At 73.8% G+C, this 15921-nt stretch carries 13 protein-coding genes and 1 pseudogene; 11 read left to right on the top strand and 3 right to left on the bottom strand.

Annotated features, from left to right (window positions below):
• Positions 1–82 precede the first annotated feature (82 nt).
• From asnB to DRB89_RS06830, 11 genes and pseudogenes are all read left to right on the top strand, one after another.
• Positions 83–1933 carry an asparagine synthase (glutamine-hydrolyzing) gene (gene asnB / locus DRB89_RS06875; protein ID WP_112447608.1) on the top strand — a complete coding sequence of 617 codons (1851 nt, stop codon included), beginning with the start codon at positions 83–85 and terminating at the stop codon, positions 1931–1933.
• Positions 1933–2889: a DUF6410 domain-containing protein gene (locus DRB89_RS06870; RefSeq protein WP_112447609.1), complete on the top strand. Its 957-nt coding sequence runs from the start codon at positions 1933–1935 to the stop codon at positions 2887–2889. The genes asnB and DRB89_RS06870 overlap by 1 nt, the downstream gene beginning before the upstream one ends.
• A 23-nt stretch (positions 2890–2912) precedes the next feature.
• Positions 2913–3659 carry a GNAT family protein gene (locus tag DRB89_RS06865; protein WP_112447610.1) on the top strand — a complete coding sequence of 249 codons (747 nt, stop codon included), beginning with the start codon at positions 2913–2915 and terminating at the stop codon, positions 3657–3659.
• Positions 3656–4624 carry a 2,3-diaminopropionate biosynthesis protein SbnA gene (gene sbnA, locus DRB89_RS06860; RefSeq protein WP_112447611.1) on the top strand — a complete coding sequence of 323 codons (969 nt, stop codon included), beginning with the start codon at positions 3656–3658 and terminating at the stop codon, positions 4622–4624. The genes DRB89_RS06865 and sbnA overlap by 4 nt, the downstream gene beginning before the upstream one ends.
• A gap of 242 nt (positions 4625–4866) precedes the next feature.
• The gene (locus DRB89_RS06855) at positions 4867–6162 is read left to right on the top strand and encodes a cytochrome ubiquinol oxidase subunit I (RefSeq protein WP_112447612.1); all 1296 of its coding nucleotides are present in this window, start codon (positions 4867–4869) and stop codon (positions 6160–6162) included.
• A 19-nt stretch (positions 6163–6181) separates the two neighbouring features.
• On the top strand, positions 6182–7192 hold the full coding sequence (gene cydB / locus DRB89_RS06850) for a cytochrome d ubiquinol oxidase subunit II (RefSeq protein WP_112447613.1): 1011 nt from the start codon (positions 6182–6184) through the stop codon (positions 7190–7192).
• Entirely contained in the window at positions 7192–8985 is a 1794-nt protein-coding gene (gene cydD / locus DRB89_RS06845) for a thiol reductant ABC exporter subunit CydD (RefSeq protein ID WP_112447614.1), read from the top strand. The genes cydB and cydD overlap by 1 nt, the downstream gene beginning before the upstream one ends.
• Positions 8982–9824 (top strand): annotated as a pseudogene (locus DRB89_RS46275) (ABC transporter transmembrane domain-containing protein); the annotation flags it as partial. The gene cydD and the pseudogene DRB89_RS46275, both read left to right, overlap by 4 nt.
• A gap of 306 nt (positions 9825–10130) precedes the next feature.
• Positions 10131–10598, top strand: a complete 468-nt coding sequence (locus tag DRB89_RS42740) for a ferritin-like domain-containing protein (protein ID WP_162688983.1) — start codon at positions 10131–10133, stop codon at positions 10596–10598.
• 74 nt (positions 10599–10672) lie between these two features.
• Positions 10673–11575 (top strand): aminoglycoside phosphotransferase family protein, encoded by a 903-nt coding sequence (locus DRB89_RS06835; RefSeq protein WP_112449338.1) that lies wholly within the window; start codon positions 10673–10675, stop codon positions 11573–11575.
• A 42-nt stretch (positions 11576–11617) separates the two neighbouring features.
• Positions 11618–12469 (top strand): slipin family protein, encoded by an 852-nt coding sequence (locus DRB89_RS06830; RefSeq protein WP_112449339.1) that lies wholly within the window; start codon positions 11618–11620, stop codon positions 12467–12469.
• Positions 12470–12494: 25 nt separating this feature from the next.
• Here DRB89_RS06830 and DRB89_RS06825 read toward each other — a convergent pair whose 3' ends face one another.
• The 3 genes from DRB89_RS06825 to DRB89_RS06815 form a co-directional block, all read right to left on the bottom strand.
• Complete coding sequence (locus tag DRB89_RS06825) at positions 12495–14192, bottom strand: proline--tRNA ligase (RefSeq protein WP_112449340.1); 1698 nt, start codon at positions 14190–14192, stop codon at positions 12495–12497.
• Between the two features lie 75 nt (positions 14193–14267).
• The gene (locus DRB89_RS06820) at positions 14268–14840 is read right to left on the bottom strand and encodes a GNAT family N-acetyltransferase (RefSeq protein WP_112449341.1); all 573 of its coding nucleotides are present in this window, start codon (positions 14838–14840) and stop codon (positions 14268–14270) included.
• A 73-nt stretch (positions 14841–14913) separates the two neighbouring features.
• On the bottom strand, positions 14914–15759 hold the full coding sequence (locus tag DRB89_RS06815; RefSeq protein WP_204357757.1) for a GNAT family N-acetyltransferase: 846 nt from the start codon (positions 15757–15759) through the stop codon (positions 14914–14916).
• Positions 15760–15921 lie beyond the last annotated feature (162 nt).

Genomic DNA, 15921 nt, shown 5'->3' with positions numbered 1-15921 from the left:
CGCCGCTGCTGGAGAGGCTGTCCAGGGAAACTTGAGGTGGCCCGGTCAGCCTGTGGCTCCACTGTCGAAGGGAGTCCCTGCGGTGTCCGGAATAGCAGGATGGATCGACTACGAGCGCGACCTGCGGCGGGAACGGCCGACCCTGGTCGCCATGACCGCGGCCCTCGCCCAGCGCGGCCCGCTCGGGGAGCGCCTCTGGGTGTCCGAGACCGCCGCGATCGGCACCCGCTGGTCCGACGTCGCCGGAAACGGCGCCCCGGACCAGCCCTGGGTGTTCGAAGAAGACGGACGCACGGTGGTCACCGCCGCCGTCACCGGCGTTTTGCTGGAGCCCGAGCTGCTGCGGGCCGAGCTCGGCGTGACCGGGCCCTCGACCGACGCGGAGCTCGCCGGCCGCGCGTACCTGCGATGGGGCGAGCGTTTCGCCGAGCACCTCGACGGCGCCTTCGCCGTCGTCGTGTGGGACGCGCGCACCGCCGAACTGGTGGTGGCCCGCGACCGCATGGGCAACCAGCAGCTGTTCTACTACCGCCACGGCAGCGGCGTGCTGTTCGGCACCGAGCGCAAGGCGATCCTCGCGCACCCCGGAGTCGAGCCGGTCATCGACGCCGACGGCCTGCGCGAGCTGTTCTCGTACGCGGGCACCGCCGGCCACGGCATCCTCAAGGGCTTCCACCAGGTTCCGGCCGCCCACGTGCTGCGCCTGGGCAGCAAGGGCGAGACCTCGTACCGCTACTGGCAGCTCACCGCCGAAGAGCACCCGCACGACCAGGCGCAGACCATCGCCCACATCCGCAAGCTGCTGTCCGACTCGGTCCGCCGCAACCTCGGCGCGGGCGCCGTCCCCGGCGTCCTGCTCTCCGGCGGCATCGACTCCAGCGCGGTCACCGCGCTCGCCCACGAGGCGCTCGCCGAGCGCGGCGAGGGCCCGGTCCGCACCTTCACGGTCTCCTTCGGCGACGCCGGGGAGTTCAAGGAGGACGAGATCTGGGGCAGCCCCGACGCGCCGTTCGTCCAGTCCGTCGTCCGCCACCTCGGCGCCGAGCACACCGACCTGGTGCTCGACACCGCGGACATCATCGACCCGGCCGTCCGGGCCGCCGTCCTGCGCGCCAAGGACGTGCCGAGCCCGCTCGGCAACATGAACACCTCGCTGTACCTGCTCACCGGCGCCGTCCGCGAGCACGTCGGCGCGGTGCTCTCCGGCGAGATCGCCGACGCCGTCTTCGGCGGCTTCGCCTGGGTCCACAACAAGGAACTCGTCGAAGCGCCGACCCTCCCGTGGGTGGCCATGGCCCGCTTCGGCGGCGGCAGGCACGGCCTCGGCGGCGACCTCCTGGACCCGGCCCTGCTGGAGACGCTCGACCTCAACGGCTACTGCGGCGACGCCTACGCCGCCAGCATGGCCGAGGTCCCGCGCCTCGAAGGCGAGGAGGGCCAGACCCTGCGGATGCGGGAGATCACCTACTTCCACCTCACCCGCTGGCTGGAGACCCTGCTCAGCCACGACGAGTCCCTCGGCGCCGCCTCCGATCTCGGCACCCGGATGCCGTTCTGCGACTGGCGGCTGGTGCAGTACGCGTACAACGTGCCGTGGGCGCTCAAGAGCTTCGACGGCCGCGAGAAGTCCCTGCTGCGCGCCTCCGTCGCCGACCTGCTCCCGGAAGACGTCATCAACCGCGCCAAGAGCCCCTACCCGGTCACCCAGGACCCGGCCTACGGCCACGCCCTGTGCGAGGGCATGGCGGCGCTGCTCGCCGACCCGGCCGCGCCGGCCGCACCGCTCGCCAACGCCGCGGGCATCAAGGCCCTCATCGAGGACCCGTCCGTGCTCGACAGCGGCATGCGCGCCTGGGTCGCCCGCGCCAACGTCGAGATGCTGCTCGGCCTCAACGACTGGCTGCGCAGCTACGGCGTACGGGTGGAGCTCTGATGGCTGCCGCCTCCTCCGGGGCGCGGACCGCCCGCGGGGCCGCGACCGTCCTGGGCCGGGACGCGGGCCCGGGAGGCCGGATCGTCCGCGTCCTCGCGGGGGCCCTGGCCCTCACCCATCTGATCACCACCAAGGTTCCCGAGCGGAGCACCGGCGAGAACCTGGTCGCGGTCACCACCGCGGTCGGCATCGCCGTCGCCTTCACGGTCGCCCTCGCCCTGCTCAAGCCCCGGCTCACCAAGGGCATTTCACGCGGGCTGTCGGGCTGGCCCGGCGGTGCGCTGCTGCTGCTGCCGATGCTGATCTACCCGATCGGCGTGCTGCCGGACGGGCCCGCGCTGGGCGTCGCGCTCTACACCGAGCTCTCCGTGCTGATCGCGGGGCTGATCGGCTACGGCGGCCTCGAGCTGGCCGCCCTGCCGACACTGGCGCTCGGCTTCCGGCCGGTGCTGTACGGCCCGTTCAACGCCGTCGACCTCGCCGAGCGGGGTATGCGCAAGAGCCGGTACGGACGGGCCTCGCAGGCCGGTGGAGTGCTCGCGATCATCGGCCTCGGCTACTTCTGGACCGTGCCGCCGCTGGCCGCCGTACACGGCTCGGTCGGCGACGCCGTGTCCGGGCTGGGGGGTCTCGGCCCGGTCGCCGGTGCGCTGGTCATCGCCGCCGCCGCGCTGGTGGCCGTGCCCTTCAAGGGGCCGGCCCGGATCCGCCGGCTGCGTGCCGGAGCCCTCCTCCTGCTGGGCCTGGGCGGAGTGGTCGGGGCCCTCCCCGACGCGCTCTGGCCCGTCGTCATCCTGACCGGCCTGGTGGTCGGAGTCCTCCGGCTCAGCCGGGGCGCGCGGGACCGGAAGCCCGCCCTGCGGTCCATACCCGTACAGCCCGTGCCCGTCCAGCCCCCAACCGACCGGCCGGTGGCCGACCGTCCGACTGTCGAGACGTCTTCCACCGCCCGTTGAGACCGCCTGCGGAGCATCGCCTCATGGCAGAGAACACTCCTGAGACCACGCCGGGGAGCAAGCCCGGACACGACCGTACGGCGATCGCGGCCTGGATTCCGCAGCTCCGGCTGCGGCTGACCACCCCGAGGCTGGAGTTCCGGGTACCCGACGAGAGCGACCTGCGCGCACTCGCCGAACTCGTCGCCGAGCAGGGCATCCACGACCGCGGCACCGTGCCCTTCCAGGGCGGCTGGAGCGACGCGCCCCAGCAGGTCGTCGCCGGCCGCGTCCTGCAATACCTATGGAAGGGGCTCGCGCTCAGCCGTCCCGACTACTGGAACCTCGGCCTCGCCGTCTTCCTCGACGGCCGGCCCGTCGGCGTCCAGGGCCTCCAGGCCCGGCGCTTCCCCCAGCTGCGGGAGGTCGCCTCCGAGAGCTGGCTGGCCCGCGGACACCAAGGCCAGGGCCTGGGCACCGAGATGCGCGCGGCGGTACTGCGCCTGGCCTTCGAGGGCCTGGGCGCCGGACACGCCACCTCGGCCGTCTACGAGGACGGCGCCGCCGCCATCGCCGTCAACAAGAAGTACGGCTACCAGCCGGACGGCATCGAACTCACCGAGCGCCAGGGCAAGCCCACGGTGCTCACCCGCTGGCGCCTCACCCGCGACCAGTGGGAGCTGAGCGCGGCCGCCGAGGTGCCGACCGAGATCCACGGACTCGAGTTCTGCCGCGGCCTCTTCGGAATTACCGCACCCGACCACTCCTCCGCACCCCGGGAGCCGGCGTGATCCACAACTCCATCACCGACTGCATCGGCGCCACCCCGCTGGTCCGGCTCGGCCGACTCTTCCCGCAGCACGGCATCGAAGTGCTGGCCAAGCTGGAAATGCTCAACCCGGGCGGCAGCGTCAAGGACCGCTCGGCGCGCTACATCGTCGAACGCGGCATCCGGGACGGCATGATCCGCCGCGGCACCCGGATCGTCGAGAGCACCTCGGGCAACTTCGGCGTCGCGCTGGCCATGGTGGCCGTCCGCTACGGACTGCGGTTCACGGCCGTCGTCGACCCCAACGCCTCCCGCACCAACCTGCGCATCCTGCGCCAGTACGGCGCCGAGATCGAGATGGTCAGCGAGCCCGACCACGCGGGCGGCTACCTGCACACCCGGCTGGCCCGGGTGCAGGACCTGCTGGCCGACGACTCGGACGCCGTCTGGATCAACCAGTACGCCAACGAGCTCAACTGGGAGACGCACGCGGTCACCACCGCGCGCGAGGTCATCGAGGACTGCCCGGAACCCGTGGACGTCCTCGTCGCCGCCGTCAGCACCACCGGCACCCTGCACGGCCTCGCCCGCGGACTGCGCCGCGAATGGCCGGCCCTGAAGGTGGTGGCCGTCGACGCCGTCGGCTCGGTCATCTTCGGCACTCCGCCGGGCCCGCGGATGCTCCCGGGAGTCGGCTCCAGCCGGGTCCCCGAACTCCTCACCCCCGGCGAGATCGACCAGGTCGTGCACATCGACGACGCGGCCGCCATCCACGGCTGCCACCGGCTGCTGAGGCACGAGGCGATCTTCGCCGGCGGATCCTCCGGCTCCGTGGTCGCGGCCATCGAGGAGCTCCTGCCGGAGCTCCCGCGCCCCAGCCGGATCCTGACGCTGCTGGCCGACCGGGGAGAGCGCTACCTCGACCTCGTCTACACGGACGAGATGGCGATCGAGCACGACGAGCTCGCCTACTCCAGCCACTCCTGAGCCGGGCCACCGGTTCCTGCGGCCACTCCCGAGAAGCGCTGCGGCCGCCCGATGAGGGCGGGCGGCCGCAGCCCCCGGCTCCCGCGCCCGGACTCGACCGCGCCCGGACTCGAGCGCGCCTCCACCGCGGACCGAGCGGTACTCCACCGTCCTCGGCTGAAGTGGAAAGGCCGCCTATCCACCACTCCTGACCACAGCGACCACCAGACAGACGGCTGCACAGCCGACCGAGGGGAACCACCGTGGACGTGCTAGAACTCGCACGGCTCCAGTTCGCCATCACCGCAATCGCGCACTTCCTGTTCGTCTCCCTGACGCTCGGGCTGGTGGCCTACCTCGTGGTGATGCAGACGCGCTGGGCGATCACAGGCAAGGAAGAACACCGCAGGCAGACCCGCTTCTGGGGGCAGCTCTACGTCATCAACTACGCGCTGGGCATCGGCACCGGCATAGTGATGGAGTTCCAGTTCGGGCTCAGCTGGAGCGGGCTGACCCATTTCGTCGGCAACGTCTTCGGCGCGCCGCTCGCGATCGAGACCCTGGTGGCCTTCTTCGCCGAGTCGACCTTCCTGGGCCTGTGGATCTTCGGCTGGAACCGGATGGGCCGCAAGCTGCACACCCTGATGCTGTGGCTGGTGGCGCTCACCGCGTACTCCTCGATCTTCTTCGTGCTCACCGCCAACGGATTCCTCCAGCACCCCGTCGGCTACGAGATGAAGGACGGCAAGGCGGTCCTCACCGACTTCGGGGCCCTGCTCTCCAACACCAACGCCTTCTCCGCCTCGCTCCACATCGTGGCCGCGGCGCTGCTCACCGGATCCTTCTTCATCGTCGCCGTCAGCGCCTGGCACCTGCGCAGGAAGACCGGCCACGAGAAGTTCTTCTGGTCCTCGATGAAGCTCGCCCTGCCGCCCATCCCGGTCCTGGTCCTGGCGACCGCCGCGCTCGGCGGACTCCAGATCGGCTACTCGGTCAAGCAGACGCCGACCAAGTACGGGACGCGCTCCGAGCGGGCCCAGGCACTGGTGGAGACCTTCACCCAGAAGTTCGGCCCCGACAACTACTTCCCGCCGGGCTTCGCGCAGACCGCCGAGTTCGTGATGATCATCCCGGCGCTGTTCATGATGCTGGTGGCGGTCCTCGCCATCCCGTTCATGATCAAACGGAACCTGATCCGCCGCAAGGTGCTGCTCTGGTTCCTGACCGCGGGCCTGATCCTCCCGTACGTCTCCATGATCTCCGGCTGGATCTTCCGCGAGGTCGGCCGCCAGCCCTGGGCCGTCTACGGAGTGCTCAAGACCGAGGACGCGCTCACCCCGGGGCTCACCTCCGGCACCGTCCTCACCTCGCTGCTGGTCTTCGGCACCCTCGTCCTCGTCCTGCTCTTCGCCGACTGGGCGCTGCTCCTGCGCTTCGCCCGGCGAGGCCCCGACGGCGCGCAGCTGGGCCTCATCCCCGGCGACAAGTCCGTGCCCGTCGCTTCCGGCTCCGGCGCCGGCGCGGAACGGGTCTCCGAGAACTCCGCCCCGACCTTCTGACAGCGCTGGGAGTCTCAACGTGTGGCACAACATCTGGTACGCGCTGCTGGGGCTGCTCGTCGCGGGCTACCTCGCCCTGGACGGCATCACCATCGGCACCGGGATCATCGGCCGCTGGCTCGCCAAGGACGACCGCGACCGGCACACGGTCGCCGCGGCGACCGGACCCTTCTTCCTCGGCAACGAGGTCTGGCTGGTCGCGGCGGGCGGCATCATGATCGGCGGGTTCCCCGGCCTGGAGTCCACCGCCATCGCCGGGATGTACCCGGTCATCGTCTTCGCCGTCGCGAGCCTGCTCGTCCGGGAGGCCGCCGTGCAGTTCCGGCGCCGCCTGTCCGGCGCCCGCTGGCGGCGCCGCTGGGACGGCGTCGCCCATGTGGCCTGCGTGGTCCTCGCCCTCATGTGGGGCGCGCTGGGCGGCGCCCTGCTCGGCGCGGTGCCGGTCGTGGACGGTGAACTCCACGTCGACCTCGGCGTGCTGTTCCAGCCGCTGCCGATCCTGTCCGCGCTGACCGCCGTCGCCGTCTTCGCGCTGCACGGCGCGGTGTTCCTCGCCGTACGCACCGAAGGGCCGGTCTCCGGACGGGCCGCGGAGTTCGCCGCGAAGCTGGCGCCCGCCGCGACCGGCCTCGCCGTGCTCACCGCGATCACGGCCACCGCATTCGGCACCTCCCGCGACGGGCTGCTCAACCCGGTCTCCGCCGGGCTCGTCCTCGCCGCGGCCGTCGCGTCGCTGTGGCTGGTGCCGCGGCTGATCGCCGGCGGGGGCTGGAAGGCGCCGGTCGTCAGCGGGTTCGCCGCACTGTCCCCGGTGCTGCTGCTCGCCGCCGCCCACTACCCGCAGGTCATCGTCAGCAGCGCGGGCTCCGCGGAGCACATCTCGGTCGCCGAGGCCGCCGCCGATCCGTCCACGCTCAGCGTCGTGGGCCCCGTGGTGCTGCTGGTCTTCCCCGTACTGCTCGCCTTCCAGGCCATGCAGTGGTGGGCCTTCCGGGCCAAGGCCGACGACCGTTCCCCGGCGTACTTCTGATGGGACGCGTCCGCGCAGAGGCAAGCCGCCGGGCCCAGGGCCCGGCGGCTTCGCCGCGTCCGCTCACCGACCGGGAAGTACGCGGCCGCCTGCTCGGGGCGGCCGAAAGCACCCGGTCCGCCGGGCTGCTGGTGCTCACCGCGGTCGTCCTGGGCGCCACCGGAGTCATCGGGCAGGCCCTCGCCCTCGCCGTGCTCCTGGGCGAGGCCTTCTCCGGCGGGCCGACCCTCACCCCCGCACTGTGGGTCGCGGCGGCCGTCGCCCTGCGCGGAATCGCCGGCTGGCTCCAGGCCACCACCGCCCAGCGGGCCGCCGCGGAGATCAAACTCCGGCTGCGGACGGGGCTGTTGGCCGCGGCCGCGCGCAGGGTCTCCTACGAGGCCCGTGACCGTCGCACGGGCGAGAGCAGCACCCTGGTCACCCGGGGCCTCGACGCCCTCGACCCCTACCTCGTCGGCTACCTGCCGCAGATGCTCGCCGCCGCGCTCGTACCGACCGCGATCGTCGTCACGATGGCGCTCCACGACCCGCTCAGCGGGGTGATCCTCCTCGTCACCCTCCCCCTCATCCCCGTCTTCGGCGCGCTCGTCGGCCTGCACACCAGGGACGCCACGGAACGTCAGTGGGCGGCGCTCACCCGGCTCGGCGGACACTTCCTGGACGCCCTGCGCGGGCTGACGACCCTGCGCACGTTCGGCCGCGCGGAGGCCCAGGAGGCCATCGTCGGCGAGGTCGCCGAGCAGCACCGCAAGGCCACCATGGGCACGCTGCGCATCGCGTTCCTGTCGACGCTGGTCCTCGACACGGTCGCCACCCTGTCCGTGGCCCTGATCGCGGTCCCGGTGGGCCTGCGCCTGCTGGGCGGCTCCCTGGACCTCACCACGGCGCTGACCGTCCTGCTCCTGGCCCCCGAGGCCTACCTCCCGCTGCGCTCCCTGGGCAACCGCTTCCACGCGGCGACCGAGGGCATGACCGTGGCGAGGGAGGCGCTGGCCGAGCTGGACACCGCCGCATCCGCCTCCGCCTCCGCCCCCGCATCCGCGCCCGACTCCGTCTCCGCCTCCACCGCGGCCGCGGGCCGGACCGCTGCGGGAGGCACCGCCCCGGCCGCCCGGCCCATCCGCTTCGAGGGGGTCACGCTCCACCTGCCGGGACGCCCCCGCCCGGTCCTGTCCGACGTCTCGTTCGTCATCGCCCCCGGGGAGCGGGTCGCCCTCACGGGCCCCAGCGGCGCAGGCAAGTCGACGCTCCTCGCGCTGCTCCTCGGACTCGTCCAGCCGGACGAGGGCCGGATCCTCGCCGGCGGCCAGGACCTCGCCGAACTCGATCGGGACGGCTGGGACGACTGGCGGCGCACGATCGGCTGGGTGCCGCAGCGGCCGTACCTCTTCGACCGGACCGTCGCGGACAACATCAGGCTCGGAGACCCCGGGGCCACGGACGAAGAGGTCGAACGGGCCGCCCGGGCCGCCGCCGCGGACGGCTTCGTCCGCGCGCTGCCCGACGGCTACGCGACCCGCCTCGGCGCCCGCGGTACGGGACTCTCCGCGGGCCAGCGCCAACGCGTGGCGCTCGCCCGGGCGTTCCTGCGCGACGCGCCCCTGGTCCTGCTCGACGAGCCGACGGCCGGACTCGACAAGGAGAGCGAGGAGGCCGTCCTGGCCGCGAGCGAACGCCTGATCGCGGGCCGCACGGTCCTCGTGGTCGCCCACCGCCCCCGACTCCTGCACGGCGCCGACCGCCGATTCCACGTGTCCGAAGGAACCTTCAGGGAACGCGAGGTGCCCCGATGACCCCCGGCCGGACCAACGCCACCGCCCCGCCGGCAGCTCCGGCCGGCCCGCCGGCCGCGGGACCCGTCAAGGCGCTGTTCCTCGTGCTGCGCACCGCCGGCCCCTTGCGCACGCTCGCCCCCGCCGCCGCACTCGCGCTGGCCGCCGATCTCGGCGGGGTCGCCCTGATGACGCTCGCCGCCTGGCTCATCGCCCGCGCCGCCGAGCAGCCCGCCATGGGGGTCCTGTCCGTCGCCATCGTCGCCGTACGGGCGCTCGCCGTCACCCGCGGGCTGTTCCGGTACGGGGAGCGGCTCGCCGGGCACGACGCCGCGCTGCGCGCCGTGGCCAGGCTGCGGCGGCGGGTGTTCGGCTCGCTCGCGCGGCGGCCCGCCCACGAGGACGCCCGCACCGTACGGGACGCCGACACCGTCTCCCGGCTCGTCGCCGACGTCGACCTCGTCCAGGACGCCCTGCTGCGCGTCCTGCTGCCCGCCCTGTCCGCCGTCCTCGTCTCGGCCGCCGTGATCAGCGGTGCCGCACTCGTCTCCCCGGCCGCCGCCCTCGCCCTCGCCCTCGGCCTGGCTGCCGGCGGGGTGCTCCTGCCCGCGCTCACCGCCCTGGCCGCCGCCCGTGCGGACCGCCGCAGCGCCGACCTCCGCGCGGAACTCGCCGTGCACACCGTCGACCTGCTGGACGGCGCCGAAGACCTCGCCGTCTTCGGCGCGGCCGCCCGGGAGACCGACCGGGCCGTCGCCACCGCCCGCCGGCTCCGCGCCCACGACCGCGGAGCCGCGCTCCTGTCCGCCGTTTCCGTCGCCGCCCTGACCGTCGTACAGGGCGCCACCACCATCGCCGTGGCCCTCCTGTGCGCCGGCTCGACGTCCCCCGTGTGGGCCGTGGCCCTGCCCCTCCTCGCGCTGGCCTCCTTCGAGGTGCTGACCCCTCTCCCGGCGGCCGCCCAGCTGCTCGCGGACCTGACGGCCGGCGCCCGCCGCGTCCACGCGCTGCTGCGCGATCCGGCCCCGGTCAAGGACTCCGCGAGCACCGGCGGATTCTCTGGGGACGTGCGGCGCGCGCCCCCCCACGGCCCGGATGCTGGCCTCGCTGGCCGCCTGCGGCCACGTACACGCCCATCTGCTGACCGCGCCCCCGGGAGCCCCCTCGTGACCTCGACCGCTCCCGCCCCCTCCCCCGCCGGCCAGGTCCTGGAGGCCGCGCAGGCCGCGCTGGCCGCCGAGCACGCGGCCGCGTACGGCTACGGCGTGATCGGCGCCCGGACCTCGGGCGCCCCCCGCGCCGCCGAGGCCCGCGAGGCCTACGGCGGCCACCTCGCGCGCCGCGACGCGCTGGCCCGCACCGTGCGCGAGCTGGGCGGTTCCCCCCGTCCCGCGGAGGCGGCGTACACGCTGCCGTTCACCGTGCGCACGCCCGCCGACGCCGAGCGGCTGGCCGCCGTGATCGAGGAACGGGTGGCCGGGGCCTACTCCGACCTGGTGCGCGCGGCCGAGGGCCGGTTGCGCCGCGAGGCGGCTGACGCGCTGAGCGCCGCGGCCGTGCGCGCGGCACGCTGGCGTGGTGTCGGCGTAGCCTTCCCTGGGCTCACGGAACGCGCGTCCGCGGCGCAGAACTAGTGCGGAACCCGTGCGGGAGCGGCGCGCAAGCACGCGCGACGGGCCCGCGCACAGCTGAAAGGGACCACTCACGCATGGCTTTCGAACCGCCGCAGCGGCTCGTACGGGCGCTCGGCGAGCTGCCGGAGACGGCGCGGACCGCGGACTGGCTGGGGCAGTTGCCCGATCTGGCGGAGTCCGCGCTGGCCCGGCGGGGAGTGCAGGCCCAGCGGGTGCAGGCCCCCGGCGGCCGCAGCAGCCTGGTCGTCCTCGTCCGGTACGCCGACGGCACCCCGGCCGCGCTGAAGCTGGCCCCGCCGGCCGCCCGCCCCGGGCGGGAACTCGCCGCGCTGGCCCACTGGGGCGGATTCGGGGCCGTACGGGTCCTCGACACCCGCCACCACGAGGAGGACGGGGGGCTGCTGCTGGAGCGGCTCCACCCCGAGGTCTCGCTGCGGTCGCTGCCCGAGGCCAAGGCCCTGCTGGAGGCCTGCGGCACGCTGCGCAGGCTGTGGGTGGCCCCGGAGCCCGGACACGGCTGGGAGACGGTCACCGAGCGCACGGCCGCGCAGGCCGAGGTGCTCCGCAAGGCCCCCGCCGAGGCGGCAGAGCTGGCTTCGGCGGCGCTCGCCGCCCGTGAGGAGCTGACGGCGGCGCCGGCCGAGGAACTGCTGCTGCACGGGGCCTTCCGGCAGGGCAAGGTGCTCGCCGGCGAGCGGGCGCCTTGGCTGGCGGTGGGCCCGGATCCGATGGTCGGCGAGCGGGCGTACGACCTGGCGCGGCTGGTACGGGACCGCCTGGAGGACCAGGTGGCCTCCTCCGCGGGGGCCGCGGGCGCGCGGCGCCGGGTGAACAAGCTGGCCGACGCGCTGGAGGTGGACCGGGACCGGCTGCGGGGCTGGACGCTGTTCCGTGCGGTCGAGTCGGGCAACCGGGCGCTGGCCGCCGGACGGCGGCGGGAAGCGGAACAGTTGTTGGAGTTCGCGGGCTGGTTGTAGGGCATAAACCCTTCGGGGAGTCGTGCCCGGCAGGAGGCCGTCATGGTCCAGGAACTGCTGACAGCCGCGATCGCCGCGGGCGTGGGAGCCGCCGTCTACATGGGCGCCGCCGCCCGGGTGGTGAAGCAGTACGAGCGCGGTGTCGTCTTCCGCCTCGGCCGGCTCCGGGAGGGCATCCGCGGCCCCGGCTTCACGATGGTCCTCCCGCTGGTGGACCGGCTGCACAAGGTGAACCTGCAGATCGTGACGATGCCGGTGCCGGCCCAGGAGGGCATCACCCGGGACAACGTCACGGTGCGCGTGGACGCGGTGGTCTACTTCAAGGTCGTGGACGCGGCGAACGCGATCATCGCGGTGGAGGACTACCGCTTCGCGGTCTCCCAGATGGCCCAGACCTCGCTGCGGTCGATCATCGGCAAGTCCGACCTGGACGATCTGCTGTCCAACCGGGAGATGCTCAACCAGGGCCTGGAGCTGATGATCGACAGCCCGGCGGTGGGGTGGGGCGTGCAGATCGACCGGGTCGAGATCAAGGACGTCTCCCTGCCGGAGACGATGAAGCGGTCGATGGCCCGGCAGGCCGAGGCCGACCGCGAGCGCCGCGCCCGGGTCATCAACGCGGACGCGGAGCTCCAGGCCTCGCACAAGCTGGCCGAGGCGGCGGCGGTCATGTCGGACCAGCCGGCCGCGCTGCAGCTGCGCCTGCTCCAGACGGTGGTGGCGGTCGCGGCGGAGAAGAACTCCACCCTGGTCCTGCCGTTCCCGGTGGAGCTCCTGCGCTTCCTGGAGCGCGCGGCGCCGGCTGCGGCTCCGGCTCCAGCGGTGGCCCCGGTGGCGCCGCCGGGACCGGAGCCCGTACCGCCCGCCGCGGAGCCGGACGGGCGGCACGAGTAGCCGCCGCTCGGGGCTGCCCGCGGGGCTACGCGGTCAGGCGGGCCAGGGCTTCGGCGAGCGGGAGCTCCTCGCGGGTGCCCGTGGCGCGGTTCTGGAGCTCGACCACCGACTCCGCCGAGCGGCGGCCCGCCACCAGGATCCAGGGAACGCCGATCAGCTCCGCGTCCGTGAGCTTCACGCCCGGGGACAGGCCCGGCCGGTCGTCCAGGAGGACGCGCAGGCCCGCCTCCGCCAGGGACGCGGCCGCGGAATCCGCGAGCGCGAGCGGCACCGCCTTGCCCGCCGCCACCACGTGCACGTCCGCGGGGGCCACGGCCGCGGGCCAGCACAGCCCGCGCCCGTCGGCCGTCTGCTCGGCCAGCGCGGCCACCGCGCGCGAGACGCCGATGCCGTAGGAGCCCATCGTGACCCGGACCGGCTTGCCCTCCTTGCCGAGGACGTCGAGGCCGAAGGCGTCCGTGTACTTGCGGCCCAGCTGGAAGATGTGCCCGATCTCGATCGCCCGGTCCAGCCGCAGTCCCGCGCCGCACGAGGGGCAGGGGTCGCCCTCCTCGACGACCACCACGTCCAGGTACCGGTCCACCTCGAAGTCCCGCCCGCACACCACGTTCCGGGCGTGCGTGCCGGGCTTGTTGGCCCCCGTCACCCAGGAAGTGCCCGGCGCGATACGGGGGTCGGCGAGGTAGGGGACCTTCGCCAGGCCCTGCGGGCCCACGTAGCCCCGTACCAGGTCGGGCCGGTCGGCGAAGTCCTCGGCCGTCACCAACTCCACCACCGCCGGGGCCAGATGCTCGCCGAGCTTGCCCAGGTCGACCTCCCGGTCACCCGGTACGCCGACGGCCGTGATCTCACCGTCGACCTTGACGAGGAGGTTCTTCAGCGTCGCCGACGCGGGGATGCCGAGGTGCGCCGCCAGGGTCTCGATGGTGGGGGTGTCGGGGGTCGGGACCTCCTCCAGCGGACCGTGGTCCCCTTCGGCCGGGGTCAGGGCGAAGGTCACGGCTTCCGTGTTCGCCGCGTAGGCGCACGAGGGGCAGTCCACGAAGGTGTCCTCGCCCGCCGCGGCCGGCGCGAGGAACTCCTCCGACGCCGAGCCGCCCATCGCGCCCGACACCGCCGACACGATCCGGTGGTCGAGGCCGAGCCGCTCGAAGATCCGCTGGTAGGCCGCGCGGTGGAGGGCGTACGACTCGGCCAGCCCCTCGTCGGTCACGTCGAAGGAGTACGAGTCCTTCATGTGGAACTCGCGGCCGCGCAGGACGCCCGACCGGGGGCGCGCCTCGTCCCGGTACTTGATCTGGATCTGGTAGAGCATGACCGGCAGGTCCTTGTAGGACGTGCACTGGTCCTTGACCAGCAGGGTGAAGATCTCCTCGTGCGTGGGGCCGAGCAGGTAGTCCGCGCCCTTGCGGTCCTTGAGCCGGAACAGCAGGTCCCCGTACTCCGACCAGCGCCCGCTGATCTCGTACGGCTCCTTCGGCAGCAGCGCCGGGAGCAGCACCTCCTGCGCCCCGATCGCGTCCATCTCCTCGCGGACGATGCGCGAGACGTTGTCCAGGACCCGCTTGCCGAGCGGCAGCCAGCTCCACACCCCGGCGGAGGTGCGCCGGACGTAGCCGGCCCGGACCAGCAGGCGGTGGCTGAGGGTCTCGGCGTCGGCCGGGTCCTCGCGGAGGGTCTTGGCCATGAGGCGGGACATGCGCTGCACGTGTTGCGTTGACATGACGGGAGGCTACCGGGGCGGACCGGGCTCCGAAAAACGGTTTGGGGCGCTGCCCGGCGGCCGGTCCGCCGCCCGTCAGGGCCGGCGCAGGGGCAGCGGGGCGCCCATGACGGCGTACGGGAGGCTCGCGCTCGGGAAGTGGACCGGGCGGGCGAGATCGGCGTACCCAAGGGAGCGGTAGAGCCCCCGGGCGGGGCTCTCGACGTCGATCGCCGAGAGGATCGAGCGCGGCTCCTCGGCGGCGGCGGTGATCGTGGTGATGAGGGCGCGGCCGACGCCGCGGCCCTGGAAGCCGGGGTGGACGTGGAGTTCGGTGATCACGAAGGAGCCGTCGAGCCAGCCCTCGTGGCCGCCGGCCCGCAGGTAGGGCTCCACGACGCCCGACCACCAGTGCGCGCGGTCGTTGGGCATGCCGTAGACGAACCCGGCGAGCGCCCCGTCCTCGGTGAAGGCGCCGAGCGCGCGGGCACCGCGGCAGGTCATGTGGCGCTGGACGATGTAGCGCCGGATGCCGACCTCCTCCTCGCTGAGCCCGAAGGCCTCGGCCTGCACGCGCAGGGCCTCGTCGACCCGGTCGGCGAGGTCGAGGTGCCCGATCCGTAGTCCGGCGGGCCGGGCGGGGTCTTCTCCCCCGGGGGTTGGCAGCATGCGGTGACCTTACTGGGCCTCCCCGGCCTGCGGGTATGCCGCCCGGCGGGCTCGCGGGCCCAGAACGGGACGATCAGAACAGGACGCTCATGAACGCGCCGACCTCGCGGAAGCCGACCCGGCGGTAGGACGCGCGCGCGGCGGTGTTGAAGTCGTTCACGTAGAGGCTCACCACGGGGGCCACGTCCCTGAGCGCGTACGCGACGACGGCCGCCATCCCGGTCTCGGAGTGCCCGCGGCCGCGGAACTCGGGGGCCACCCACACCCCCTGGATCTGGCAGGCGCGGGGGGTGGCGGCGCCGATCTCGGCCTTGAAGACGACCTTGCCGTCCTCGACGCGGGCGAAGGAGCGGCCGGTGGCGACCAGCTCGGCGACCCGGGCCTGGTAGAGCAGGCCGCCGTCGCCCGCCATCGGGGAGATGCCGACCTCCTCCGTGAACATGGCCACGCAGGCGGGCATGATCAGGTCCATCTCGTCCTTGCGGATGCGGCGGACCTGCGCGTCCGCGGCGACCGCGTCGGACGGCTGCTCGATGATCATGAGCGGCTGGTGGGAGCGGACGTCGCGGGCCGGCCCCCAGCTGGGCTCCAGGAGCTGCCACAGCAGCCGGGTGGCCGCCGAGGGGCCGACGATGGAGGAGCAGCGGCGGCCGGTGCGGCGGGCGCGGTCGGCGAAGGCGCGGATGGCTTCGGGGCCGGCGCAGACGGGGACCAGGTTGGCGCCGGCGTAGCAGAGGGAGCGGAGCTCTCCGTCGGCGTACCAGCCCCACATCTCGCCGCCCAGGCGCCACGGATCGAGCCCGGCGACCTGGACCCGCGAGGTGACGAAGGCGTTCTCGACCGGCTCGCGTCCGAGGATGTCGAGCGCGGCGTCAAGATCACTGGGCTCTAGGACCCGGGTGGTGGTCTGCGTCAACACTGGGGCCTCACCATGCAAGTCTGCTGATCTCCGCACTGTACCCGGCGCGGCTCGCGGATGCCGCGCGGCCCCTGTGCGGCCCCGGCGAGGCCCCTCGGCGGCCCGCCGGGGACCCGGGCGGGCCCGCCCGGGCAAAGCGACGGGCCCGGCGCCGCCTGGGGC

Origin of the sequence: Streptomyces sp. ICC4 (assembly GCF_003287915.1) — a bacterium.
In the GTDB taxonomy this organism is placed as follows: domain Bacteria; phylum Actinomycetota; class Actinomycetes; order Streptomycetales; family Streptomycetaceae; genus Streptomyces; species Streptomyces tritrimontium.
Note: the sequence above shows the minus strand (reverse complement) of the source record. Positions and strands in the feature narration are given on the sequence as shown.